Origin of the sequence: Aeromicrobium alkaliterrae, from assembly GCF_039529015.1 — a bacterium.
Lineage (GTDB): Bacteria > Actinomycetota > Actinomycetes > Propionibacteriales > Nocardioidaceae > Aeromicrobium > Aeromicrobium alkaliterrae.
Genome location: NZ_BAAAME010000002.1, coordinates 1,173,000 through 1,197,349 on the forward strand (window position 1 = coordinate 1,173,000; position 24,350 = coordinate 1,197,349).

Here is a 24,350-nt window from a genome sequence, read left to right on the forward strand (position 1 = left end):
CGACCCGGCACAAGATGCCGCGGGGATGATCGCGAGCGGCCTGCTGCGGTGGCAAGCAGCGAAGCCCTCAACTCGGGACTGACACCGACGACGTCAATCCTCGATGAAGCCCGCGGCCGTCAGCTGCCAGATGCCGCGCTCGAGCACCGGCTCGAGAAGACCGGCCTCGACCAGGTCCTTCCGCTCGAACCGGGCAGCGCGGTGCCATCGCGCCTCGCCCTGCACCTCTTCGTAGTCGCCGTCACGAAGGCGGGGTGCCAGGCGACGCTCGACCTCGGCGAGGATGGCGTCCGCCTCGCCGCGGCCACCCATGTCCCGCAGGATCTCGAGGATCACCCCGCGGTAGACCGTGTGGGACGCGCGACGGGGTGCAGCGACTCGACGCGTCTCGACTCGCGGCTGCGCCGACTTCGCCTTCCGCGGCGCTGCCGGCTTCTTGGGTTCAGCAGCCTTCGGCACCACGACCGGTTCGGGGCGACCGTGAGGGCATTGGTCGAGAGCCAGGTCGCACAGATCGCAGTACTCAGCCACGGCCCCAGTGTCTCGCGTCCCCGCAAAGAGTCACACCCGCCTCCCCTGAGATCACGCCTCCGCGATCATCAGGGTCTTGACGTTCACGAACTCCTTGAACCCCGCGTCACCGTGCTCGCGGCCGTAGCCGGAGTCCTTCACACCGCCGAACGGCAGGTTCGGCTGGGCCAGGCTGAAGCCGTTGATGTTGACCATTCCGGTGTCGAACTCGGTCCGGGCCAGCTCGATCGCGCGCTTCTCGTCGCGCGAGAAGATGCCGCCACCGAGGCCGTAGCGCGAGTCGTTGGCGATGCGCATCGCGTCCTCGTCGTCCTTCGCGCGGATCAGCGCCGCGACCGGACCGAACAGCTCGTCGTCGTAGGCCGGCTGACCGGGCTTGACGTCCTCGATCACCGTCGCCGGGTACCAGGCACCGGCGCGGTCGGGCTTCTCGCCGCCGACCAGCACCGTCGCGCCCTCCTTGACCGAGTCCTCGACCTGCTCGTGGAGCTCGTCGCGCAGCTGCTCGCGCGACATCGGGCCGAGCTCGGTGCCGTCCTTCGTCGGGTCGCCCAGCTCGACAGCCTTCATCGCCTCGACGTAGGCGTCACGGAACTCGTCGTAGACCGCGTCGACGACGATGAAGCGCTTGGCGCCCACGCACGTCTGGCCGTTGTTGGTGATGCGGCCCTGCACGCTGACCTCGACCGCGAGATCCACGTCGGCGTCGGCGAGCACGAGGTAGGCGTCGTTGCTGCCCAGCTCGACGACCGACTTCTTCAGGTGCTCCCCCGCCAGCGCGGCGACGTGCTTGCCGGCGACGTCCGAGCCCGTGAGCGTCACGCCCCGCACCTTCTGGTGCGCGATGACGTCATCAGACTGGTCGTGGTCGATCAGCAGCGCGCGGAACGCGTTCTCCGGCAGGCCGGCCTCGCGGTAGAGCTCCTCGAGGCGCAGCGCCGTGCCGAACACGGAGTTGGCGTGCTTCAGCAGCACGGTGTTGCCGGCGACGAGCTGCGGGACGCTGTACCGGATCACCTGGTAAATCGGGAAGTTCCACGGCTGGATGCCGTAGATCACGCCGATCGGCGAGCTCGTGATGATCGCGCGGCCTCCCTCCATCGGCTGGTCGACGTCGGCGAGCGCGTCAGCGGCGTTATCGGCCGTCCAGTCGCAGATCGCGGCGCACAGCTGCACCTCCTGCGATCCCTGCTCGATCGGCTTGCCCATCTCGGCGGTCATCAGTTCCGAGAGCTCGCGCTCGTTCTTGCGGAGCAGCTCACCGAGCGCGCGGATCGTGTCGGCGCGCTCCTCGAGCGGCGTGGTGCGCCAGGACTGGAACGCCTCGTGCGACGCCACGATGATCTGCCCGACCTCCGCGTCGGTGTGCAGCTCGTAGGTCGTGAGGTCCTCGCCCGTGGCGGGGTTGATCGTGGTGGTGGAAGCCATGTAGGAGAAGTACCCGGTTGGAGCGTGAGCACGCACTGCTGCAGGTGACGGTCTCCTGAGAAGGACAACCCGTGACCGCGTGGCCCGCACTGAACACCAGCACCGCCCGACCCGCCCTCACAACATCCCCGTGAGCACTCCCCCGTCGGCCCGCACAGCGGCACCGTTCGTGGCCGAGGCGAGCGGGCTCGCGAGGTAGAGCGCCAGGTTGGCGATCTCGTCGGGATCGATGAATCGCTCCAGGAGCGACGTCGGGTTGCCCGCGGCGATGGCCTGCTTGAGGTCGTCCGCAGGCATCAACTGGGCCCGCGAGATCTGCTCGACCGCTCGAGCCACGCCGTCGGAGTAGGTCGGCCCGCCGAGGATCGTGTTGACCGTGACGTCCGTGCCGCGGGTCAGCTTGGCGAGCCCGTTGCCGACGGCGAGCATGCCTGCCTTGGTCATCCCGTAGTGCGTCATGTCGGCAGGCACGTTCACGCCCGACTCGCTGCTGATGAACAGGACCCGCCCCCATCCGTTGGCCAGCATCTGCGGGAGCGCGTGTCGCGAGAGCCGCACGCCGCTCATCACGTTGACGTCGAAGTAGCGCTGCCAGTCGTCGTCCGAGATCTCCGCGAACGGCTTCACCTCGAACACGCCCACGTTGTTGACCAGGATGTCGACGCACCCGAGCCGAGCGATCAGGCCCCGGACCTGGTCCGCATCTGCGAAGTCGGCGGCGATGCCCGACACCACGGCGCTCGGCACGGACTCCCCCAGCTCGTCCACCGCCGCGGCCACCCGCGCCTCGTCGCGCCCGTTGACCACGACCTCCACACCCTCGTCGAGCAGCCGTCGCGCAATCGCTCGACCGATGCCCTGTGTCGACCCGCTGACGAACGCTCGCTTGCCCGACAGACCCAGCTCCATCTCGATCCCCTCCTCCCGCCGATGCCGATCATGACTTGATCAGTCAAGTGAAGCGTAGACAGATTGACTTGCCTGATCAAGTCATCGGGTAGTCTCGTGACATGGCTGACGCCGACCGACCCACCGCCCTCGCGGGCGACGACCTCGAGACGTGGGCGTCCCTCGCGACCGTGCTGGAGTGGCTCCCGCCCGCGCTCGACCAGCAGCTGCTCCGCGACTCCGGGCTGACGCACTTCGAGTACGGCATCCTCTACGCACTGTCCGAGGCGCCGGACCACACGCTGCGCATGAGCGTGCTCGCCGACTACGCCAACAGCTCGCTCTCCCGCCTCTCCCGTGCAGCGACGCGCCTGGAGACGAAGGGGTGGCTCCGCCGCGAACCCGACCCGGCCGACGGACGCTACACGCTGGCGATCCTCACCGGCACCGGCGCCGAGAAGGTCGCTCAGGCGACCCCCGGCCACGTCGCCACGGTCCACCGACTCGTGCTCGACCAGCTCACGCGGGCCCAGACCCGCCAGCTGCGCGAGATCACCCGCCGCATCGCACGGGCGATCCGCGACGACGACGGCTGGGATCCCGCCAGTCGGTGACCCCGCCAGCCGTTACCGTCCAGGCATGGAGAGGGAGACTCCGGGCCGGGAGAAGCGGATGCGACTTCGGTACGCGGGCGTGTGCCGCGTGTGCGAGGTCGCGTTGGCAGCGAAGGCTGAGGCGATCTACGAGCGGTCCACAAAGACTGTCCGATGCGTGACGCACCAGGACGAGGCCACACCACCGCTAGGGCCTTCCGGTCCCATCGATCCGGGAATGCCGGGAGCCTCCGCCCGACGCGAGTTCGAGCGGCGCAAGGCTGCTCGCGAGAAGCGCGTCCGAACGAAGAACCCGCGCCTGGGTGGATTGATCCTCACACTGAGCAGCGAGCCCCAGAGCACCACCTCGTGGGACACCGGCGCGATCGGTGAGGAACGCATCGGCCGACAGCTCAACGCGCTGGCGTCCGACTCGCTCCGCGTCCTGCACGACCGTCGGATCCCCGGGTCGCGCTCCAACATCGACCACCTCGTCGTGACCGCGAACGGAGTCTTCGTCGTCGATCCCAAGCGATACTCCGGGCGCCCGAGCCTCCGGGTCGAGGGCGGTCTGCTCCGCCCTCGCGTCGAGAAGCTCATGGTGGACTCACGCAACTGCACCAAGCTCGTTGACGGCGCTCTGAAGCAGGTCGAGCTGGTGAAGGGCATTGTCGATGAGGACGTGCCCGTTCGCGGGGTCCTGTGCTTTGTCGAGTCGGACTGGCCGCTCTTCGGAGGCGCGTTCACGACCCGCAGCATCGACGTCCTCTGGCCAAAGAAGCTCTACCCGCTGCTCGAGGCCGACGGACCGCTGGACGCGGCGACGATCCACCACACCTACGCGACACTCGCTCGGGCCCTGCCTCCCGCCTAGCGACGCGATCGCGTGGCCGTCACCTGTCAGCCAGGAAGATCCAGCTCCGACAGCGGCCTCGGGGCGCGGCCCGTGACGCGCTCGACGGTGTCGGTCACCGTGGCGAAGCTTCCGGCGGCGACCCGCTCGAAGGTGAGCGCATCGAGCTCGCGCCCGAAGCCCTCGGACTCGGCCGTGGCCTCCGCGATCGTGAGGTCGCGGTGGACGACGGGCCGCCCCAGCGACGCCGACAGCACCTCCGCGGTCTCCGGCAGGGTCAGCGCCTCCGGTCCGGTGATCTCGTAGATCTGGCCGGCGTGACCGTCCTCAGTGAGCGCGACCGCTGCCACCGCGGCGATGTCACGCGCGTCGATCCACGCGACACGTCCACCGGCGGCCGGGAACGGCAGCTCGCCGTCCCCCAGAACCGGCCCGGCGAACAGCCGAGGATCGGTGAACGACTGCGAGAACCAGCTCGGCCGCAGGATCGTCCTTGGCCGGCCGCTGTCCCGCACAGCCTTCTCGTTGCGGGGCGACCAGCCGTCGGGCCCGCTGTAGTCGGCGTCCTGTTCCGACAGGAACACGACGTGCACGTCAGGCCCGGCCTTCGCCAGGAACGCCTCGATAATCTCGGGCGCGTTCTCCCAGTCGGGGCGGACGAGGTAGACCGCATTGATTCCATCCAGCGCCGGCGCCCAGGTCTCGGGCTCGTCCCACGAGAACACCACGGGCGTCACGCCCGGCAGGTCCAGAGCAGCCGGGTCGCGCGTGCCGCCGAGCACCTCCGCGCCCCGTCCGACCAGCAGCCCCGCCAACGGCGCCCCGGTCTTGCCCCGAACCTGCGTCACCAGTACTCGCGTCATGCCTCCACCTCAGCACAGCACTCAAGCGGGGCTCAGCGCTGCGCGCGGGGGTGCGCCGAGGCGTAGACCTCGCGCAGCTTGTCGACCGTCACGAGCGTGTAGATCTGCGTCGTGGTGACCGAGGCGTGCCCCAGCAGCTCCTGCACGACGCGGACGTCGGCCCCTCCGTCGAGCAGGTGGGTCGCGAACGAGTGACGCATCGTGTGCGGGGAGACGTCGGCGGCGACCCCGGCCTGCCGCGCCGCACGGGTGAGGACCGTCCAGGCGCTCTGGCGCGACAGTCGCCCGCCACGAGCGTTGAGGAACAGCGCGGGCGTGCCCACGGTGGTCGAGACGAGCTTCGGCCGCGCCGTCGTCAGGTAGGCCTCGATCGCGGCGATCGCGTAGCTGCCGACGGGAACGATCCGCTGCTTGCCGCCCTTGCCGCGCAGCAGCAGCGCGCCCTCCTCGCGGTCGAGGTCGTCGACGTCGATGCCGACGGCCTCGGAGATGCGGGCTCCGGTGCCGTAGAGGATCTCGAGCAGCGCCCGGTCGCGCCGCGCCAGCGTGGTGCCGGGCGCACCCGCCGCCTCGAGGATCGCCTCGACCTGGTCGAGCGGCAGCGCCTTCGGCAGACGCTGGTCGGGCCGCGGCGGACGGATCTCCGCCGCCACGTCGACCGCGACCAGCTGCTCCCGCAGCCAGAACCGGTGCAGCCCGCGCACCGTCACGACGTGCCGCGCCACGCTGGCCGGCCCCAGCGGGGGGTGCTCGTCGTCGCCCGTGCGCATCGCTGCCACGAACGCCAGCACGTCGGCCTCCTCGACCTCGGCCGGGAGCGTGCGACCGATCAGCCGCAGGTGGTCGAGGTAGCGCCGCAGGTCGCGGCGGTACGAGAGCAGCGTGTTGTCCGCGAGCCCCCGCTCGACCCCGAGGTGCGCGAGGTAGTCGGAGATCGCGCGGTCGAGGTCACCACCCTCGGTCATCTGCGGCGCTCGCTCACGGGCAGCTCACCGCGTGCGGCGGGCGTGCTCGGCCAGGATCGCGCCGATCGCCAACCCGTTCGAGATGCGGCCGTCCAGCACGGCCGCGACGGCGTCGGCGAACGGCAGCCACCACTGCTCCATGTCCGCCTCCTCCGCCTCGCGCTTCGTGCGCTGGTCCTCCGGCACCGGCGACAGCCCCGTGGCCCGGAACACCGTGAGCGCCTCGCTCGTGTAGCCGGGCGACGACCGGATCACGAGATGGTGCTCCCAGTGCTCGGCCTGCACGTCCGCCTCCTCGGCGAGCTCGCGCGCGGCGGTGTCGCGGGGGTCCTCCCCCTCGACGTCGAGGATGCCGGCCGGCAGCTCGATCATCCGGCGACCGACCGGGTGACGGTACTGCGCCACGAGCAGGATGCGGTCGTCGTCGTCGAGAGCGATCACGCCGACCGCACCGCGCGGCTGCACCACCGCCCGGGGGTGCTCACCGCCCGACGGGTCGACGATCGTGTCGCGACGCAGGGAGACGTACGTCGTGTCGTAGAACGTCTCCGACGCGGCGACCGGCCAGGACGCCTCCTGGTCGGCGAGGTCGTCCGGGGCCAGCCTGCCCGGGAGCGAGGGGTGCGCGCTCACTCGGCGTCGGCCGTGCCCGCGCCGACGACGTCGACCGGGAGACGCGTCTCGCGCTGACGTCGCAGGGCCGCCTTGACCAGGCCCGAGAACAGCGGGTGCGGCCGGGTCGGACGCGAGCGCAGCTCCGGGTGGGCCTGCGTCGCGACGTAGTACGGGTGCACCTCGCGCGGCAGCTCGACGAACTCCACGAGCGAGCCGTCGGGCGACGTGCCGCTGAACGACAGGCCGGCCGCGGCGATCTGCTCGCGGTAGGCGTTGTTGACCTCGTAGCGGTGGCGGTGGCGCTCCTCGACCTTGTCGCTGCCGTAGACCTCGGCCACGATGCTCTCGGGCGCCAGCGACGCGGGGTACAGGCCCAGGCGCATCGTGCCGCCCAGGTCGCCCGCGCCCTCGACGAACGCCTGCTGCTCGGCCATCGTCGCGATGACGGGGGCCGAGGTGTTGGCGTCGAACTCCGACGAGCTCGCGTCCTCGATGCCGGCCTTGTTGCGGGCGTACTCGATGACGATGCACTGCAGACCCAGGCACAGGCCCAGCGTCGGGATGCCCCGCTCGCGGACGTACTTCAGGGCGCCGATCTTGCCCTCGATGCCGCGGATGCCAAAGCCACCGGGGATGCAGATCGCGTCGACGTCGCCGAGCATCCGCGCGGCACCCGCCTCGGTCGCGCACTCGTCCGACGGGACCCACCGCAGGTGCACCTTGGCGTCGTTCGCGAAGCCGCCGGCGCGCAGCGCCTCGCCCACCGAGAGGTACGCGTCGGGCAGGTCGATGTACTTGCCGACCAGGGCGATCGTGACCTCGTCGGCCGGCTCGTGCACGCGGCGCAGCAGCGCGTCCCACTCGGTCCAGTTGACGTCGCGGAACGGCAGATCGAGACGGCGCACGACATAGGCGTCGAGGCCCTCGGAGTGCAGCACCTTCGGGATGTCGTAGATCGACGGCGCGTCGCTCGCGGTGACGACGGCCTCCGGCTCGACGTCGCACATCAGCGAGATCTTGCGCTTCACGCCGTCCGGGATCTCCCGGTCGGAGCGGCACACGATCGCGTCGGGCTGGATGCCGATCGAGCGCAGTGCCGCGACGGAGTGCTGCGTCGGCTTGGTCTTGAGCTCGCCCGACGGGCCGATGTACGGCACCAGCGAGACGTGCAGGAAGAACACGTTGGTACGGCCGATCTCGTGGCGCACCTGGCGCGCCGACTCCAGGAACGGCTGGCTCTCGATGTCGCCCACCGTGCCGCCGATCTCGTGGATCACGACGTCGATGTCCGGGCCGCCCATCGAGAGCATGCGGTCCTTGATCTCGTTCGTGATGTGCGGGATCACCTGGACGGTGTCGCCCAGGTAGTCGCCGCGCCGCTCGCGCGCGATGACCTCGGAGTAGACCTGACCGGTCGTGACGTTCGCGCGACCCACGAGGTCCTCGTCGAGGAAGCGCTCGTAGTGGCCGATGTCGAGATCGGTCTCGGCGCCGTCGTCGGTCACGAAGACCTCGCCGTGCTGGAACGGGTTCATCGTGCCGGGATCGACGTTGAGGTACGGATCCAGCTTCTGCATCGTGACGCGCAGACCGCGCGACTTGAGCAGGCGCCCCAGGCTCGAGGCGGTGAGCCCCTTGCCGAGCGACGACGCGACGCCTCCAGTGACGAAGACGTGCTTGGTGACTCTGTTGGCTTCCGACCCGCTACCGGCCAAGGCGACTCCCGTGGTTCAGTGCCCCCGATGGGGGCCGGATGGACAATCCACCACGGGATTCCAGCCTACACCCCGCGGGGCCCTACTGGGGCAGCTGTCCGTCTGCGCTGCGTGTCGTTCCCCACGATCCGTTCTGTCCGCCCGACGACTTCACGAGCGCCAGCACCGAGATCAGGCGACCGGCGGCCAGATCGGTCACGTCGACGGTCGAGAACGAGCCCGCTCCGTCGCTGGAGCGCACCTGGTCGAGGACGCCGCCGTCGACGCTGGTCGTCGACGGTCCGACGACCGCGCCTCCGGCGCCGGAGGTCGCGAGCTGGGAGGTCACGGCGGCCAGGATCTCGCCGCGGGCGCTGTCGGCCGAGCTGGGCCCGATCACGACGAGCGCGAGGTCGGCGCGCTCCGTCGGGGCGCTGGGCAGGTCGATCAGACCTCCCTGCTCGAACGCGGAGCGGATCGTCGAGGCCTGCTCGTCGAGCTCCGGGTCGCCCATCAGCGCGCGCGCCAGGGCAGCACCGATGCGGGTGTAGCTGTCCTCACCGGACTGCACGCCGGGCACGTCACCGGCGGACTGCTGCGCGATCGACTCGGCGAACTGGCGGTTGGCCGAGTCGAGCAGCTTGGTCGTCAGCGCGACCTCGCCGACAACCGAGCCGCCGGCGTCGGAGATGCGCGCCGTCAGGTCCTCGACCTCGGAGGTGCGGGCGCCAGGGGTCGTCACGACGACGACCCGGCGGTCGGCCAGGCCCTGACCGACGATGCCGGCCGAGGCGTCGGCGAACGCCGTCTCGAAGGCCTGCTCCGCGGTGTCGGCACGCGAGTCGCCACCACCGCCGGCGCCGTTGTCGTCGGAGTCGACGAACGCGACTCCCAGGGCGACGCCGACGGCGAGCGCGAGGAAGACCGCCGCGAGCGAGACGACGTGGTAACGGAAGTTGATCACGACCTGAGTCCTTCGATCCAGGAGAGGAGGTCACTGAACTGGTCGGTGACCCACCCGGTGACGTCGCCACCGGTGGAGGTGAGGGAGAGCGCGACGCCCATGGCGACGGCCGCGCAGAGCACGAGCAGGAGGATCGGCCAGACCGACATCCGTCCCGTCGTGAGGTGCCCGACGACCTTGGCGTCGACGAGCTTGGCCGCCGAGCGCAGGCGCACGACGAACGCCGGACCGACCAGGCCCGGGCTCTGACCCAGGAAGTCGCCCAGCGTGGGTGCGGCGCCGGCGTGCACGATGACGGAGGCGCCGTTCGCGTCGGCGAGCAGGATCGCCAGGTCGGCGTCCTCGCCGTCGGCGACGAATCGCACGACGTCCTTCTGGTGCTTCTCGAGCCGCTCGGGGGTCTGGATCTGGCCGGAGGCCGTCGTGACGACGAGCTCGCGCGCCGAGTCCAGGACCGGCGAGCTGAAGCCCTCGACCGAGCCGACGACGACGTCGGGCTGGTAGCCAGCCTTGAGGATCAGGTCGGCGCCCTTGCCGGCCCCGACCATGACCGGGTCGCGGTCGAGCACGAAGCGCTTGAGCGCCTTGAGGTCGGCAGCGGCGTCGAAGGAGTCCGACACGACCACGACGGCCCGACCCTTGAGCCGGGTCGAGAGGCGGGGCACGCGCACGCCGTCGAGCAGCATCGCGTGCTCGCGACGCAGGTGCTCCGACGCGTTGACGGCCAGCGTGTCGAGCCGCGTCGTGAAGTCGCTCGAGGCCTCCGAGTAGTCGGCCTTCACCTGGGCGCCGTCGCGGGCGATGCCGCTGGCCACGAGCACGCCGTCGCGGAAGATCTTGCCCTCGTGCACGCGCACCAGGTCGCCGCTGCGCAGCCGGGTCACGACGCCGTCGCCGACCTGGTCGACGAGCGGGATGCCCGCCTCGGACAGCAGCTCGGGACCGACGGAAGGGAACTTGCCGGTCGTCGACGACGCGACGTTGACGACGGCGGCAACCTTGAGCTTCACGAGCTCGGCGGCGTCGTCGGCGTCCAGGTCGGTGCGGTCGATGATCGCGACGTCACCGGCACGGATGCCGGCGGTCACCTCGGCGCCGCCCCGCGCGATGCGCGCAGGGCCGGAGACACCGGGGGCGTCGGAGGAGCGCCCGCCGCCACGCTTGAAGATGGACATCGTCGACCATCGTGCCACGCGGGGCGCGGTATTCCGGGGAGCGCGCGGGGGCGGGAGTGTCAGGCGTGTCCGGCGAGCGCGAGAAGCTCGCGTGCGTGCTGCTGCGCCGCCGAGGAGTCCTCCAGACCGGCCAGCATGCGGGCCAGCTCGTCGACGCGGTCCTGCCCCGTGAGGCGCACGACCGAGCTGCTCGTGACGTTGCCGTCGTCGTCCTTCAGCACCCGGAAGTGGTGCTGCGCGAAGGCCGCGACCTGCGGGAGGTGGGTCACCGCGAGGACCTGGGCGTTCTCGGCCAGGGCCGCGAGGCGCCGGCCGACCTCGACCGCGGCGCGCCCGCCGATACCGGCGTCGACCTCGTCGAAGACCAGGGTGGGCACGTCGGACCGGTCGGCCAGCACGACCTCGAGCGAGAGCATCAGGCGCGAGAGCTCACCGCCGCTGGCACCCTTGGCCAGCGGGCGCGGTGCGGCTCCGGAGTTCGCGGCGAACAGCAGCTCGACCGTGTCGGCGCCCCAGGCGCCCAGCTCGGCGGCACCGATCTGCACCACGAGACGGGCGGACTTCATCGAGAGGGCCTCGAGCTCCGCACCGACCTTCGTCGCGAGCCGCTCCCCCGCCTCCGTGCGCACCTCGGTGAGCCGGGCGGCCAGCCGCAGCAGGTCGGCGTGCAGCGCGTCGCGCTCCGCCTCGAGCGCGGCGACGGTGTCGTCGTCGGCCCCGAGGTCGAGCACGCGGCTGCGGGCGTCGTCGGCCCAGGCCAGGACGTCGTCGAGCGAGGGGCCGTACTTGCGCTGCAGCTGACCCAGCCGCGCGCGACGCTCCTGCACCGTGGCGAGCCCCGCGGGGTCGAGGTCGACCGACGCGAGGTAGCCGGCGAGGTCGCCCGCCAGGTCGGTCAGGGTGACCGAGAGCTCGCCGACCCTCACGGCGAGGGCCTCGAGCTCGGGATCGTGGCTGGCCTGCGCGTCGAGCTCGGCAGCCGCCTGGGCGGCCAGCGGGCCGGCACCCTCGGGGCCGACGGCCTGCTCGACGTCACCGGTGAGCAGGTCGTGCGCCATCTGGGCGGCCCGTGCGAGCGACTCGGCGTGCGCCAGCCGTGACTCGACGGCCTCGAGCTCGGCGTCCTCACCTGCGACGGGGGCGACCTCGTCGATCTCGGCGAGTCCGTGCTGCGCGGCGTCCAGCTCGCGCGCCCGTTCCTGCGACGCGGAGCGCAGCCTCTGGAGACGGTCGTCGATCTCACGCCAGCGGCGGAAGGCGGGGCCGTACTCGTCCAGGAGCGAGCTGACGGCCGGCCCGGCGAAGGCGTCGAGCGCGGCGCGCTGGTGGGCCGGGCGCGCGAGGCGGTGCTGGTCGGACTGGCCGTGCACCGCGACGAGCTCGTCGGTCAGGTCGGTCAGCAGCCCGGCGGGCACCGAGGTGCCTCCGGCGTACGCGCGCGAGCGGCCCTGCGCCGACACGGCACGCGCGATGACCAGCTCGTCGTCGTCGACCGATCCGCCGGCGTCGTCGACCTGGCGGGTGACGGACTCGCGCCCGGCGACGTCGATGATCGCCTCGACCCGGGCCTGGTCGGATCCGTGGCGCACGAGCCCGGCGTCGGAGCGCTCACCGCGCAGGAGCCCGAGGGCCGTGACGACCATGGTCTTGCCGGCTCCGGTCTCGCCCGTGATCACGGTGAACCCGGCGTCGAGCGGCAGCTCGGCGTGCTCGATGACGCCCAGCGACCGCAGCTCGAGGTGGCGCCACATCAGGAACCACTCCCCCCGTGGCCCTCACCGGCGGCCATGCGCCGGGCGGCCTCGCCGCGCCAGCCCTCGACCGGCAGGTCGAACTTGCGGACCAGACGGTCGGCGAAGGTCGCCTCCCGCAGGCGCGCCAGGCGCACGCTGTGGGCGCCGCGCCGCACCTCGACCCGGGCCCCCGACGGCAGGTCGGCGGCCCGACGTCCGTCGCACCACAGCACGCCCTCGCCGCGCTGGTCGACGATCTCGATCGCGAGCGTCGAGTCGGGCGAGACCACGAGGGGCCGGGCGAACAGGGCGTGGGCGCTGATGGGCACCATCAGGAGCGCTGCGACCTCGGGCCACACGATGGGGCCACCGGCGCTGAAGTTGTAGGCGGTCGAGCCGGTCGGCGTGGCACACACGATGCCGTCGCAGCCCCATCGCGAGACGGGGCGGCCGTCGATCTCGACCACGAGCTCGACCATCCGCTCGCGCGACTGCTTCTCGACCGTGGCCTCGTTGAGCGCCCAGTTCCGGGCGACGACGTGCTTGCCGACCAGCACGTCGACATCGACCGTCAGCCGGTCCTCGACCGTGTAGGTGCGGTCGATGACGCCCCGCACGACGTCGGCGGAGTCCTCGGCGTCGGCCTCGGCCAGGAAGCCGATGTGGCCCAGGTTGACGCCCAGGATGGGGGTCTCGTGGTCGCGGCACATCTCGGCGGCCCGCAGGATCGTGCCGTCGCCGCCGAACACGATCGCGAGCTCACACCCGGCCGACGCGGTCGTGCCCGGTTCGACCGACTCCATCTCGGTGAGACCTGCGGCTTCGAGGCGCGCGCCCTCGGGCCCGAGCACACGGATCTGCATCCCCGCGTCCTGCAGCTGTCGCGCGACCGACACCGCCAGGGCGTCGGCCTCGACGCGGCTGCCGTGCGTCACGACCAGGACCGTGCGGGTGCCGTGGTCGCTCGTGACCAGATCGCTCATGCGTCGACCTCCAGGGGTCCTTCGGCAACGGCGCGCGCGGCGTCGGTCGGGTCGACCGGTTCGGCGTCGGTCCGCAGCCAGCAGAAGTACTCGACGTTGCCGGCCGGGCCGGGCAACGGACTCGGGGCCAGGGCGCGCGTGCCCCAGCCGACCGCCTGCGCCGCGTGGCAGACGTCGACCACGGCCTGCGCGTGGAGCTGGGGATCCCTCACGACTCCATTCTTGCCCAGACGCTCACGTCCGACCTCGAACTGCGGCTTGACCATGAGCACCATGTCGCCGTCCGGACGTGCGCAGGCGGCCAGCGCCGGCATCACCAGGCGCAGGGAGATGAAGGAGAGGTCGGAGACGACGAGGTCGACCGGACCGTCGATCTGCTCGGGCGTCAACGTGCGGACGTTGGTGCGGTCGTGCACGTGCACGCGCTCGTCGTTCTGCAGCTCCCAGACGAGCTGGCCGTACCCGACGTCGACCGCGACGACCTCGCGCACGCCCCGGTGCAGCAGCACGTCGGTGAAGCCGCCGGTCGAGGCGCCGGCGTCGAGGCAGCGACGGTCCTCGACCGTGAGCCCCAGCGGCTCGAACACCGCGAGGGCGCCGAGCAGCTTGTGCGCGCCGCGGGACGCCCACGACGGTCCGGTGTCCTCGCGGACCACGACGGCGGCGTCGGTGCCGACCTGGGTGGCAGCCTTCGTCGCGACGGTGCCTCCCACCCGCACGGCGCCCGCCTCGATCAGTCCGGCGGCGTGGTCACGCGACCGGGCGAGTCCGCGGCGCACGAGCTCGGCATCGAGCCGCACGCGACGGGTCACGGCGTGCCGGACCCTTCCGCTCGGCCGGCCTCGGCGAGGGAGGTGCGCACGACCTGGTGGATCGCGTCGTACGTGGCGACGTGCTCGGTGACGGGCAGGTCGCCCAGGAGCCTCAGGGCCTCGAGGGCCTCGTCGATCGCGTCGTGCCCCGTCGGCTCGACCGGCGGGGGGACCGCTCGCTGACGCTCGCTCATGCGTCCATCCTCACATCCAGGGTCGACAGGTACGCGCCACGGTCGCGGGTGTCCCACGCCAGCGCCACCGCCGCGCGGAGCGCGGGGACGCTGCGCTCCTCGGCGCCGCTGACCATGATCTCACCGTTCCGGAGCTCGGCGACAGCCTCACCGCACGTCGCGCGGCCGTCAGCGACCTCGACCGGGGGGTGGACCTCGTGGAGTCCACGCAGGTCAGTGGCCACGAATCCGGGGCGACTGCCCTCAGGCAGCCCCATGACGTCGCTCAGGGACGACACCCCGGTCAGGACGACGAGGCTCTCGATGTCGGCACCGATCGCCCCGTCGATGTCGGTGTCGGGACGGTCCCCCACCATGATCGGACTCGCGGCTCCGGTGCGACGGCGCGCCTCGTCGTAGATCGGGCGCTCCGGTTTTCCTGCGACGACCGGCCGAGTACCCGTCGCGAGCGCCACGGCGTCGACCATCGCCCCGTTGCCCGGGGCGAGACCGCGCGGCGTCGGGAAGGTGAGGTCGGGGTTGGACGCGAACCAGGGCACCCCAGCCGCGATGGCGTACGAGGCCTCCGCGAGCTCGCTCCACCGGACGTCGATCACGCCGCCCTGCACCACCGCGCGGGGATCGTCCTCCAGAGAGGTCACGACCCGCAAGCCCACGTGCTCGAGGGCGACCCGCATCCCGTCGGCACCGGCCAGCAGGACGGGCGCGCCCGCGCCCACCTCGGCGAGCACCAGGTCGGCGACCACCTGGCCCGCGGTCACGACGGCCTCGTCGGTCAGGCTGAGCCCGAACGAGCGCAGGTGCTCGGCGACGTCTGCGGCCGGACGCGTCGCGTTGTTCGTCAGGTAGGCCACGGAGTCCCCGACCTGTTGGATCGCCTCGACGGCGTGGGGCACGGCGTCCGGTCCGACGTAGACGACGCCGTCCAGGTCGAGCAGCACCAGGTCATGGTGCTCTGCCAGCGGCGACGTGCTCGACGACAGGCGTGCTCCGCGTTCCATGGGACGAGGCTAGCGAGCCTCCGGATCGGCCCGGACACGGCGGCAGGAGGTGACGTCGACGCCCATGAACGACTGCGGCCCACCGCTGCCACGCGCAAAGCGACGCCGGAGCTCGCCCGTGACCTCGATGACGTCCCCCTCGCTGAGCCGAGATGCCGTCCGGCGAAGAGCCGCCGTCCACGCCGTGAGCTCGATCGTGTCGACCGTCGCCTTGGATCGCTTCCGCGCCGCGGCGCTGCGCGGCACGACGATCCGCAGGCTCACGAGCTCGTCCCCGCTGGGGAGGGAGCGTGTCACCGGGCCCCCGGAGACACGTCCCCGGAGCCGTACGTCATTCGCTGTTGTCTCGTCCATGTCCCGATCCTGGACATGACGAAGCCCCGCCGCCACGGCCTCCGGGGAGGCCGTGGACGACGGGGCCCTGTGGACAGACGTCACTCCAGCTCGGCGACGCGCTCCTCGGCGTCGGTCGCCTTGTCACCATCGACCGCGACCGTGCGGTGGAACCACTCGACGGCCTCGTCGCGTCGACCGGCGGCCAAGAGGGTGTCGGCATACGCGTACCGCAGGCGAGCGACCCACGGCGCACGGGACGCCGAGCTCAGCGGCTCCGTCTCGAGCAGACGGATCGCGGCCTCGACCTGACCGAGGTCGCGACGGGCGCCGGCGACCACGATGCTGAGCTCGATGTTCCCGGCGTCGTCGAGGGTCTTGCGGACGTCGGGGGTGTCGTAGGCCAGGGCCTTCTCCGGGCGACGCAGGGCGCGCTCGCAGTCGGCCATCATCGGCGCGTACATCTGCTGCCCGCTGAGACGCTTGGCCGCGCGGAACTCCGCCAGCGCCTCGGAGTACTTGCCGGCGGCATAAGCGGTCTCACCGCAGGCCTCGCGGATGAGGGCGTTGCGGTTGGCCCGGGCCTTGGCAGCCAGGGCGTGCAGGTACGCGGTCTCCGGATCGCTGGCCATCAGCAGGCCCGCCATCACGAGGTGGCGCGAGACGCGCTCGGCGAGCTTCTCGGGCAGACCCTGCAGGGCCTGGCGAGCGTGCTTGTCGAGATCCTTCGCGCTGATGTCGTCCGGGATGTCCGGTCCGTCATAGATCTTCTGGTCGGCGGTGCGGTCCTCACGGCCCTCACGACCCGGGCGGTCACGCCACGGACGGTCTCCGCCGCTCTGGGGCCGGCGACCCTGCGAACGGTTGCCACCCGGCTTGCCGCCGGTCTTGCCGCCGCGGCCGCCGGTGCCCTGCTGACGGCGCTCGTCGGCGGGACGGCCACCCTGGGCGCGCTCCCCGCCCCGGGCTCCTCGGCGTTCGCCGCCAGAGCCACCGCTGCTGCTGCCTCCGCCGCTGCGCGGGCGATCTCCACCGCGCGAGCCACCGGGACGTCCTTGGCGATCGCCACGTCCTGGACGGGAATCCACCATTGTCCTACCTCCGAAACTGCAGATGAAATGCAGCGAGGCCGCTCCCGAAGGAGCGGCCTCGCGCTAAAAATTGTCCGGCGACGTCCTACTCTCCCACACCGTCTCCAGTGCAGTACCATCGGCGCTGAAGGGCTTGACTTCCGGGTTCGAAATGTAACCGGGTATTTCCCCTTCGCCATGGTCGCCGAAACTCTATTGAGCTGACAAAACCAAGCGAGATCCTGCGGCCGGCCCGAGGGCTGGTGCAGTTCTCATGGTTCCCGGCCGTAGCTCAGGAACCTCACAGTGGACGCGACTTCGTAGTGGTGAAACAAGCCCTCGGCCTATTAGTACCGGTCGGCTGCATGCATTGCTGCACTTCCACCTCCGGCCTATCAACCCAGTGGTCTGCTGGGGGCCTTACCTGGTTAATCCAGTGGGTAACCTCATCTTGAAACGTGCTTCCCGCTTAGATGCTTTCAGCGGTTATCACTTCCGAACGTAGCTAACCAGCAGTGCTCCTGGCGGAACAACTGGCACACCAGAGGTTCGTCCACCCCGGTCCTCTCGTACTAGGGGCAGCCTTTCTCAAGTTACCTACGCGCGCGGCGGATAGGGACCGAACTGTCTCACGACGTTCTAAACCCAGCTCGCGTGCCGCTTTAATGGGCGAACAGCCCAACCCTTGGGACCTGCTACGGCCCCAGGATGCGACGAGCCGACATCGAGGTGCCAAACCATCCCGTCGATATGGACTCTTGGGGAAGATCAGCCTGTTATCCCCGGGGTACCTTTTATCCGTTGAGCGACGCCGCTTCCACATGCCAGCGCCGGATCACTAGTCCCGACTTTCGTCCCTGCTCGAGCTGTCACTCTCACAGTCAAGCTCCCTTGTGCACTTACACTCGAAACCTGATTGCCAACCAGGCTGAGGGAACCTTTGGGCGCCTCCGTTACATTTTAGGAGGCAACCGCCCCAGTTAAACTACCCATCAGGCACTGTCCCTGATCCAGATAATGGACCTAGGTTAGATATCTAGTACAACCAGAGTGGTATTTCAACGTTGACTCCACCTGAACTGGCGTCCAAGCTTCACAGTCTCCCACCTATCCTACACAAGTTGAACCAAACACCAATACCAAACTATAGTAAAGGTCCCGGGGTCTTTCCGTCCTGCCGCGCGTAACGAGCATCTTTACTCGTAGTGCAATTTCGCCGAGTCCATGGTTGAGACAGCGCCCAAGTCGTTACTCCATTCGTGCAGGTCGGAACTTACCCGACAAGGAATTTCGCTACCTTAGGATGGTTATAGTTACCACCGCCGTTTACTGGGGCTTAAGTTCTGTGCTTCGCTTGCGCTGACACGTCCCCTTAACCTTCCAGCACCGGGCAGGAGTCAGTCCGTATACGGCGTCTTTCGACTTAGCACGGACCTGTGTTTTTAGTAAACAGTCGCTTGGGCCTGGTCTCTGCGACCTTCAACGCTTCTAGGAGCAAGTCCTATAACGAATCCGGTCCCCCTTCTCCCGAAGTTACGGGGGCATTTTGCCGAGTTCCTTAACCATGGTTCACTCGATCACCTTAGTATTCTCTACCTGACCACCTGAGTCGGTTTGGGGTACGGGCGGCTCTGAATCTCGCTAGATGCTTTTCTCGGCAGCATAGGATCACTCACTTCGACTAAAACGTCTCCGCATCGGCTCTCAGGCATATGAGTGACGGATTTGCCTATCACTCGCCCTACGACCTTGCCCGTGGACTACCATCGCCACGGTTGAGCTACCTTCCTGCGTCACACCATTGCTTGCTTACTACCAGATCGGGTCGTGCGCTCTGCCGGCCAGTGACTCCGAAGAGTCTGAAGGCCGGTTTCGGGCACTTAGCATCACTGGATTCTGCATGGGCGATTCAATGCCGGTACGGGAATATCAGCCCGTTGTCCATCGACTACGCCTGTCGGCCTCGCCTTAGGTCCCGACTTACCCAGGGAAGATTAGCTTGACCCTGGAACCCTTGGTCATTCGGTGGAGGAGTTTCTCACTCCTCATTCGCTACTCATGCCTGCATTCTCACTCGTGTGGCATCCACGGCTGGGTTACCCCGCCGCTTCACTCGCCACACGACGCTCCCCTACCGATCCATACGGCTGGACCACGAAGGCCTACCTATTATATGAATCCCATAGCTTCGGTGGATTGCTTGAGCCCCGCTAAATTGTCGGCGCGGAATCACTTGACCAGTGAGCTATTACGCACTCTTTCAAGGGTGGCTGCTTCTAAGCCAACCTCCTGGTTGTCTCTGCGACTCCACATCCTTTTCCACTTAGCAATCTCTTTGGGACCTTAGCTGATGGTCTGGGCTGTTTCCCTCTCGACTATGAAGCTTATCCCCCACAGTCTCACTGCTGCGCTCTCACTTATCGGCATTCGGAGTTTGGCTGAGTTCAGTAAGCTTGTAGGCCCCCTAGCCCATCCAGTGCTCTACCTCCGACAAGAAACACGCAACGCTGCACCTAAATGCATTTCGGGGAGAACCAGCTATCACGGAGTTTGATTGGCCTTTCACCCCTATCCACAGGTCATCCCCCCAGTTTTTAACCTAGGTGGGTTCGGTCCTCCACGCGGTCTTACCCGCGCTTCAACCTGCCCATGGATAGATCACTCCGCTTCGGGTCTAGATCCAGCAACTCAATCGCCCTATTCGGACTCGCTTTCGCTACGGCTACGGCTCTACGCCTTAACCTCGCTACTGAACGCTAACTCGCAGGCTCATTCTTCAAAAGGCACGCTGTCACAGTTCCGAAGAACTGCTCCAACGGATTGTATGCACATGGTTTCAGGTACTATTTCACTCCCCTCCCGGGGTACTTTTCACCTTTCCCTCACGGTACTAGTCCGCTATCGGTCATCGAGGAGTATTTAGGCTTAACGGGTGGTCCCGCCAGATTCACACCGAATTTCAGGGGTTCGGTGTTACTCGGGGTGACGCAAAAGAGCCATGAGCTTACGTATACGGGGGTCTCACCCTCTGTGCCGCGACTTTCCAGCCGCTTCAACTTCACTCATGGTTTGTGACTCTTTGCTGATTCGGCAGAATCAGCCATGCGGCCCCACAACCCCCCAGTGACAACGCCTGCCGGCTATCACATCACTGAGGTTTAGCCTCTTCCGGTTTCGCTCGCCACTACTTCCGGAATCACGGTTGTTTTCTCTTCCTGTGGGTACTGAGATGTTTCACTTCCCCACGTTCCCTCCAAACGCCCTATGTGTTCAGGCGCAGGTACCTGGACTTTCCTCCAGGTGGGTTTCCCCATTCGGACATCCCCGGATCACAGGTCGGTTGTCACCTTCCCGGGGCTTTTCGCAGACTCCAACGTCCTTCATCGGCTCTCGATGCCAAGGCATCCACCATGTGCACTTAGTAGCTTGTTGTTCATTACTACAAAGATGCTCGCGTCCACTGTGAAGTTCTCAAGATACGGTCGGTACCGTCCCATGTTTCCACGCCTGCGAGCTGCTGCTCGTGGTTCGTGGGGTGGGCGGTCCGAGAGATCAGCGTAAAGCCTGATCCCTCAGGACCCAACAGTGTGCCTGATTCGATGACGACGCCGGCTGAGGTTCCGTTCTGGCAAGCCAGATGTACTGACAGCGTTTGATCAATCATCGAGCCAAATAGTCGACGTCCACTAGTGAGCGGCATCGCGCAAGACATTCGCTTGCGATCGATGCGCCTGGACCAGAACCGAAGCTCTGGCCAGTTGCTCCTTAGAAAGGAGGTGATCCAGCCGCACCTTCCGGTACGGCTACCTTGTTACGACTTCGTCCCAATCGCCAGCCCCACCTTCGACGGCTCCCTCCACAAGGGTTGGGCCACCGGCTTCGGGTGTTGCCGACTTTCATGACGTGACGGGCGGTGTGTACAAGGCCCGGGAACGTATTCACCGCAGCGTTGCTGATCTGCGATTACTAGCGACTCCGACTTCATGGGGTCGAGTTGCAGACCCCAATCCGAACTGAGACCGGCTTTTTGGGATTCGCTCCACCTTGCGGTTTCGCAGCCCTTTGTACCGGCCATTGTAGCATGCTTGAAGCCCTGGACATAAGGGGCATGAAGACTTGACGTCATCCCCACCTTCCTCCGAGTTGACCCCGGCAGTCTCCTATGAGTCCCCACCATTACGTGCTGGCAACATAGGACGAGGGTTGCGCTCGTTGCGGGACTTAACCCAACATCTCACGACACGAGCTGACGACAGCCATGCACCACCTGTATACCGACCACAAGGGGGGCTACATCTCTGCAGCTTTCCGGTATATGTCAAACCCAGGTAAGGTTCTTCGCGTTGCATCGAATTAATCAGCATGCTCCGCCGCTTGTGCGGGCCCCCGTCAATTCCTTTGAGTTTTAGCCTTGCGGCCGTACTCCCCAGGCGGGGCGCTTAATGCGTTAGCTGCGGCACGGAGACCGTGGAAGGTCCCCACACCTAGCGCCCAACGTTTACGGCATGGACTACCAGGGTATCTAATCCTGTTCGCTCCCCATGCTTTCGCTCCTCAGCGTCAGGTAATGCCCAGAGAACCGCCTTCGCCACCGGTGTTCCTCCTGATATCTGCGCATTCCACCGCTACACCAGGAATTCCGTTCTCCCCTGCATCCCTCTAGTCTGCCCGTATCGGAAGCACGCTCAGGGTTAAGCCCTGAGTTTTCACTCCCGACGCAACAGACCGCCTACGAGCCCTTTACGCCCAATAATTCCGGACAACGCTCGGACCCTACGTATTACCGCGGCTGCTGGCACGTAGTTGGCCGGTCCTTCTTCTGCAGGTACCGTCACTTTCGCTTCGTCCCTGCTGAAAGAGGTTTACAACCCGAAGGCCGTCATCCCTCACGCGGCGTTGCTGGATCAGGCTTTCGCCCATTGTCCAATATTCCCCACTGCTGCCTCCCGTAGGAGTCTGGGCCGTGTCTCAGTCCCAGTGTGGCCGGTCACCCTCTCAGGCCGGCTACCCGTCGTCGCCTTGGTGAGCCATTACCTCACCAACAAGCTGATAGGCCGCGAGCTCATCCTTCTCCGCCGGAGCTTTCCACTTCCTAACATGCGAAAGGAAGTCGTATTCGGCATTAGCCATCGTTTCCAATGGTTATTCCAAAGAGAAGGGCAGATTGCTCACGTGTTACTCACCCGTTCGCCGCTCGTGTACTCCCGAAGGAGCCTTACCGCTCGACTTGCATGTGTTAAGCACGCCGCCAGCGTTCGTCCTGAGCCAGGATCAAACTCTCCGTTGAAAGTTTTCCCAGCCGAAGCTGGGTAACAACTTGAGTTGATACTGACAATTTTGATTGCTGACAATCTAATTGTCGGAATTGTCCTCGACGACATTGGACCGAAGTCCTCCGTCGACGGGGGTTTTGTACTGATAATTCGTCGACTTTTGGCACACTGTTGAGTTCTCAAGGATCAGACGCTCACCTGCGGTTCACCCTGGAAGGGCTAGCCGCTCGGGGCAACTGTTCTAACCTACACGCTCTGTCTCCACCCGGTCAAACCGGGTTCGTTTCCCGTGTCACTCTCCGTTGTCAGCGGTCAGTTTCCGGATCTGCCCCAGACTCAATGGTCCGGGAAGCGTTCCTGGCGTTGACCGTTTCGGTTCAAGTGGCTGCTAGCTCCGATCGCCCGGCGTTCCCGCCTTGCGCTCCGTCGTGCTGAGCAACAAGAAGAACATTACGCGGCTGTTTCGCAAACCGTCAAATCGAGACGGCGTGACCCCGGTCACAGGACCTCAGGCAGGGAGTTTCACGCCTGCAATTTGGCGCTTTCCGCGTCGCAAAACAATCCAGGAGCCGTGCAGCGCAGGCGTGACGGCCAGGGTCTGCTCGGGATCGTCGACGCGCACGTTGTTCACGTACGCGCCTCCCTCGGTGACGGCACGACGGGCCGCGGATCGACTGTCCGAGAGCCCGGCCGCCACGAGGGCGTCGGTGATCGTCGCGGTGCCGTCGAGCTCGGCCACCCCCGCGCCGGCCAGGGCCGCCGCCAACGTGGACTCCGGGAGGTCGCTCAGCTCCCCCCGTCCGAACAGGGCCGTCGCGGCCAGCTCGGCCGCGTCGGCCTCGGCCTCCCCGTGCACGAGGGTCGTCAGCTCACGCGCCAGACGTCGTTGGGGCACACGTCGTCCCGGAGCCTCCGCGTGCTCGGCCATCAAGGCGTCCACCTCGTCGACCGGCACGAAGGTGAACTGCTTGAGGTACTCCCCCACCTTCGCGTCCTCGGCCTGGATCCAGGCCTGGTGGAACGCGTACGGACTCATCAGCTCGGGGTCGAGCCAGATCGTGCCGGACTCGGTCTTGCCGAACTTCGTGCCGTCCGCCTTGGTGATGAGCGGGGTTGCGAGCGCGTGCGCCTTCCCCCCGTCCGACCGTCGGATCAGCTCGACCCCGGCCGTGAGGTTGCCCCACTGGTCGCTGCCCCCGGTCTGCAGCACGCACCCGTGGCGCCGGTAGAGCTCGAGGAAGTCGAGCGACTGCAGCAGGACGTAGCTGAACTCGGTGTAGCTGATCCCGGACTCGAGCCGGCTGCTGACGACGTCGCGGGCCAGCATGCGGTTGACCGGGAAGTGCTTGCCGATGTCGCGCAGAAAGTCGATCGTGTTGATCTGGCTGGTCCAGTCGAGGTTGTTGACCACGGTCGCGGCGTTGTCGCCCTCGAACGAGACGAACTGCTCGACCTGCGCCCGGATGCGCTCGACCCAGGACGCGACGGTCTCCGGGGAGTTCATGACCCGCTCCCCCGACTGCTTGGGATCGCCGATGAGCCCGGTGGACCCGCCGACGAGGATCAGCGGCCGGTGACCGGCGAGCTGCAGACGACGCGCGGTGAGCAGCTGCAGCAGGTTGCCGACGTGGAGACTCGGCGCCGTCGGGTCGAATCCGACGTAGTACGTGATCGGTCCGTCGTCGAGGGCCGCGCGCAGGGCGTCGGCGTCGGTCGTGTGCGCGAGCAGGCCGCGCGCGTCGAGGTCGTCGAGGACGTGGGTCATGCTCGCGAGACTATCGAGGCGCGCGCGGGGATCGGCGGTAGGCCGAGACCGACGGATCGCCCGCCGTCCAGAAGCGCCAGGGGACGTCAGCGGCCAGGGAGACACCGACCCGCGGCCCCGCGACGACCTCGGGCTCCTCGACGCGCTCACCGAGACCGAGGGGCCCACCACGGGTGACCGGGGTGCCCAGGTCGGCCAGGCTGATGCCGAGGGCCTGCGCGAGGTTGCCGGGCCCTCGGGCCAGCCGGTCGTCGGGGACCGCCCCGCGGCGCTCGCGGGCCAGGTCGAGCCCGGCCACGACCCGACCGGCACGGAGCAGGACGGCCGCCGCCTGCTCGGTCGGGCCGGTCACGACGTTGGCGCAGTGGTGGATCCCGTAGGAGCGGTACACGTACAGGCGCCCGGACGGGCCGTACATGACCTCCGAGCGCGGGGTCCGGGTGAAGGCGTGCGAGGCCGGGTCGTCGACGCCGCCGTAGGCCTCGACCTCGGTCAGCACGACCGTGACGCCGTGCGCCGTGAACGTGCGTCCCAGCAGCGAGCGCGCCCGCTCGTCGACCGGGCCGTCGAGCTGCACCTCGGTCCCGCGGGCCATGTTCCAACCTTGCCGCACACTT

At 67.9% G+C, this 24,350-nt stretch carries 20 protein-coding genes and 3 rRNA genes; 2 read left to right on the forward strand and 21 right to left on the reverse strand.

The features are described from left to right. Positions 1–93: 93 nt before the first annotated feature. From ABD127_RS06945 to ABD127_RS06955, 3 genes are all read right to left on the reverse strand, one after another. Positions 94–336 carry a winged helix-turn-helix domain-containing protein gene (locus ABD127_RS06945; protein ID WP_344199126.1) on the reverse strand — a complete coding sequence of 81 codons (243 nt, stop codon included), beginning with the start codon at positions 334–336 and terminating at the stop codon, positions 94–96. Positions 337–582: 246 nt separating this feature from the next. Continuing rightward, positions 583–1,959, reverse strand: coding sequence for an NAD-dependent succinate-semialdehyde dehydrogenase (locus ABD127_RS06950; protein WP_344199128.1), 1,377 nt, complete (start codon positions 1,957–1,959; stop codon positions 583–585). Between the two features lie 117 nt (positions 1,960–2,076). Further along, positions 2,077–2,868: an SDR family NAD(P)-dependent oxidoreductase gene (locus ABD127_RS06955; RefSeq protein WP_344199131.1), complete on the reverse strand. Its 792-nt coding sequence runs from the start codon at positions 2,866–2,868 to the stop codon at positions 2,077–2,079. Between the two features lie 101 nt (positions 2,869–2,969). Here ABD127_RS06955 and ABD127_RS06960 point away from each other — a divergent pair, with 101 nt between their 5' ends. Continuing rightward, the gene (locus ABD127_RS06960; protein ID WP_344199133.1) at positions 2,970–3,461 is read left to right on the forward strand and encodes a MarR family winged helix-turn-helix transcriptional regulator; all 492 of its coding nucleotides are present in this window, start codon (positions 2,970–2,972) and stop codon (positions 3,459–3,461) included. Positions 3,462–3,678: 217 nt separating this feature from the next. After that, a complete protein-coding gene (locus ABD127_RS06965) occupies positions 3,679–4,314 on the forward strand; it encodes a nuclease-related domain-containing protein (protein WP_344199136.1) in 636 nt (211 codons plus the stop codon). Between the two features lie 26 nt (positions 4,315–4,340). Here ABD127_RS06965 and ABD127_RS06970 read toward each other — a convergent pair whose 3' ends face one another. The 18 genes from ABD127_RS06970 to ABD127_RS07055 all read right to left on the reverse strand — a co-directional run bounded on the left by ABD127_RS06970 (position 4,341) and on the right by ABD127_RS07055 (position 24,328). After that, positions 4,341–5,156: an NmrA family NAD(P)-binding protein gene (locus ABD127_RS06970; protein ID WP_344199138.1), complete on the reverse strand. Its 816-nt coding sequence runs from the start codon at positions 5,154–5,156 to the stop codon at positions 4,341–4,343. Between the two features lie 32 nt (positions 5,157–5,188). Beyond that, positions 5,189–6,121: a site-specific tyrosine recombinase XerD gene (gene xerD, locus ABD127_RS06975; protein WP_344199141.1), complete on the reverse strand. Its 933-nt coding sequence runs from the start codon at positions 6,119–6,121 to the stop codon at positions 5,189–5,191. Positions 6,122–6,145: 24 nt separating this feature from the next. Then, positions 6,146–6,754 (reverse strand): NUDIX domain-containing protein, encoded by a 609-nt coding sequence (locus ABD127_RS06980; RefSeq protein WP_344199144.1) that lies wholly within the window; start codon positions 6,752–6,754, stop codon positions 6,146–6,148. Further along, positions 6,751–8,451 (reverse strand): CTP synthase, encoded by a 1,701-nt coding sequence (gene pyrG, locus ABD127_RS06985; protein WP_344199147.1) that lies wholly within the window; start codon positions 8,449–8,451, stop codon positions 6,751–6,753. The genes ABD127_RS06980 and pyrG overlap by 4 nt, the downstream gene beginning before the upstream one ends. Positions 8,452–8,533: 82 nt before the next feature. Continuing rightward, positions 8,534–9,394 (reverse strand): copper transporter, encoded by an 861-nt coding sequence (locus tag ABD127_RS06990; protein WP_344199149.1) that lies wholly within the window; start codon positions 9,392–9,394, stop codon positions 8,534–8,536. Then, on the reverse strand, positions 9,391–10,569 hold the full coding sequence (steA, locus tag ABD127_RS06995; protein ID WP_344199152.1) for a putative cytokinetic ring protein SteA: 1,179 nt from the start codon (positions 10,567–10,569) through the stop codon (positions 9,391–9,393). Before steA ends, ABD127_RS06990 begins: the two co-directional genes overlap by 4 nt. Positions 10,570–10,628: 59 nt before the next feature. Next, positions 10,629–12,320 (reverse strand): DNA repair protein RecN, encoded by a 1,692-nt coding sequence (gene recN / locus ABD127_RS07000; RefSeq protein WP_344199155.1) that lies wholly within the window; start codon positions 12,318–12,320, stop codon positions 10,629–10,631. Further along, positions 12,320–13,285: an NAD kinase gene (locus tag ABD127_RS07005; RefSeq protein WP_344199158.1), complete on the reverse strand. Its 966-nt coding sequence runs from the start codon at positions 13,283–13,285 to the stop codon at positions 12,320–12,322. Before ABD127_RS07005 ends, recN begins: the two co-directional genes overlap by 1 nt. Continuing rightward, positions 13,282–14,097, reverse strand: a complete 816-nt coding sequence (locus ABD127_RS07010; protein ID WP_344199160.1) for a TlyA family RNA methyltransferase — start codon at positions 14,095–14,097, stop codon at positions 13,282–13,284. Before ABD127_RS07010 ends, ABD127_RS07005 begins: the two co-directional genes overlap by 4 nt. Beyond that, positions 14,094–14,291 (reverse strand): hypothetical protein, encoded by a 198-nt coding sequence (locus tag ABD127_RS07015; RefSeq protein WP_344199163.1) that lies wholly within the window; start codon positions 14,289–14,291, stop codon positions 14,094–14,096. The genes ABD127_RS07010 and ABD127_RS07015 overlap by 4 nt, the downstream gene beginning before the upstream one ends. Continuing rightward, the gene (locus tag ABD127_RS07020) at positions 14,288–15,292 is read right to left on the reverse strand and encodes an HAD-IIA family hydrolase (RefSeq protein WP_344199166.1); all 1,005 of its coding nucleotides are present in this window, start codon (positions 15,290–15,292) and stop codon (positions 14,288–14,290) included. Before ABD127_RS07020 ends, ABD127_RS07015 begins: the two co-directional genes overlap by 4 nt. Before the next feature lie 9 nt (positions 15,293–15,301). Beyond that, complete coding sequence (locus tag ABD127_RS07025; protein ID WP_344199169.1) at positions 15,302–15,646, reverse strand: single-stranded DNA-binding protein; 345 nt, start codon at positions 15,644–15,646, stop codon at positions 15,302–15,304. Between the two features lie 80 nt (positions 15,647–15,726). Next, the gene (locus ABD127_RS07030; RefSeq protein ID WP_344199172.1) at positions 15,727–16,713 is read right to left on the reverse strand and encodes a tetratricopeptide repeat protein; all 987 of its coding nucleotides are present in this window, start codon (positions 16,711–16,713) and stop codon (positions 15,727–15,729) included. A gap of 75 nt (positions 16,714–16,788) precedes the next feature. After that, positions 16,789–16,905, reverse strand: a 5S ribosomal RNA gene (gene rrf, locus ABD127_RS07035). Between the two features lie 117 nt (positions 16,906–17,022). After that, positions 17,023–20,127, reverse strand: a 23S ribosomal RNA gene (locus ABD127_RS07040). A gap of 337 nt (positions 20,128–20,464) precedes the next feature. Continuing rightward, positions 20,465–21,982 (reverse strand): 16S ribosomal RNA (locus tag ABD127_RS07045). Together the 16S, 23S and 5S rRNA genes form the textbook arrangement of a ribosomal RNA operon. A gap of 494 nt (positions 21,983–22,476) precedes the next feature. Beyond that, on the reverse strand, positions 22,477–23,733 hold the full coding sequence (gene tyrS / locus ABD127_RS07050) for a tyrosine--tRNA ligase (RefSeq protein ID WP_344199174.1): 1,257 nt from the start codon (positions 23,731–23,733) through the stop codon (positions 22,477–22,479). 10 nt (positions 23,734–23,743) lie between these two features. Next, complete coding sequence (locus ABD127_RS07055) at positions 23,744–24,328, reverse strand: DNA-3-methyladenine glycosylase (protein ID WP_344199176.1); 585 nt, start codon at positions 24,326–24,328, stop codon at positions 23,744–23,746. Positions 24,329–24,350 lie beyond the last annotated feature (22 nt).

What these genes read in the sequence shown, in the direction of transcription:
- ABD127_RS06950 (WP_344199128.1), bottom strand. Translation starts at nt 1,959, where the DNA reads ATGGCTTCCACCACCACGATCAACCCCGCCACGGGCGAGGACCTCACG.
- ABD127_RS06955 (WP_344199131.1), bottom strand. Translation starts at nt 2,868, where the DNA reads ATGGAGCTGGGTCTGTCGGGCAAGCGAGCGTTCGTCAGCGGGTCGACA.
- ABD127_RS06960 (WP_344199133.1), top strand. Translation starts at nt 2,970, where the DNA reads ATGGCTGACGCCGACCGACCCACCGCCCTCGCGGGCGACGACCTCGAG.
- ABD127_RS06965 (WP_344199136.1), top strand. Translation starts at nt 3,679, where the DNA reads ATGCCGGGAGCCTCCGCCCGACGCGAGTTCGAGCGGCGCAAGGCTGCT.
- ABD127_RS06970 (WP_344199138.1), bottom strand. Translation starts at nt 5,156, where the DNA reads ATGACGCGAGTACTGGTGACGCAGGTTCGGGGCAAGACCGGGGCGCCG.
- xerD (WP_344199141.1), bottom strand. Translation starts at nt 6,121, where the DNA reads ATGACCGAGGGTGGTGACCTCGACCGCGCGATCTCCGACTACCTCGCG.
- steA (WP_344199152.1), bottom strand. Translation starts at nt 10,569, where the DNA reads ATGTCCATCTTCAAGCGTGGCGGCGGGCGCTCCTCCGACGCCCCCGGT.
- recN (WP_344199155.1), bottom strand. Translation starts at nt 12,320, where the DNA reads ATGTGGCGCCACCTCGAGCTGCGGTCGCTGGGCGTCATCGAGCACGCC.
- ABD127_RS07005 (WP_344199158.1), bottom strand. Translation starts at nt 13,285, where the DNA reads ATGAGCGATCTGGTCACGAGCGACCACGGCACCCGCACGGTCCTGGTC.
- ABD127_RS07015 (WP_344199163.1), bottom strand. Translation starts at nt 14,291, where the DNA reads ATGAGCGAGCGTCAGCGAGCGGTCCCCCCGCCGGTCGAGCCGACGGGG.
- ABD127_RS07020 (WP_344199166.1), bottom strand. Translation starts at nt 15,292, where the DNA reads ATGGAACGCGGAGCACGCCTGTCGTCGAGCACGTCGCCGCTGGCAGAG.
- ABD127_RS07025 (WP_344199169.1), bottom strand. Translation starts at nt 15,646, where the DNA reads ATGGACGAGACAACAGCGAATGACGTACGGCTCCGGGGACGTGTCTCC.
- tyrS (WP_344199174.1), bottom strand. Translation starts at nt 23,733, where the DNA reads ATGACCCACGTCCTCGACGACCTCGACGCGCGCGGCCTGCTCGCGCAC.
- ABD127_RS07055 (WP_344199176.1), bottom strand. Translation starts at nt 24,328, where the DNA reads ATGGCCCGCGGGACCGAGGTGCAGCTCGACGGCCCGGTCGACGAGCGG.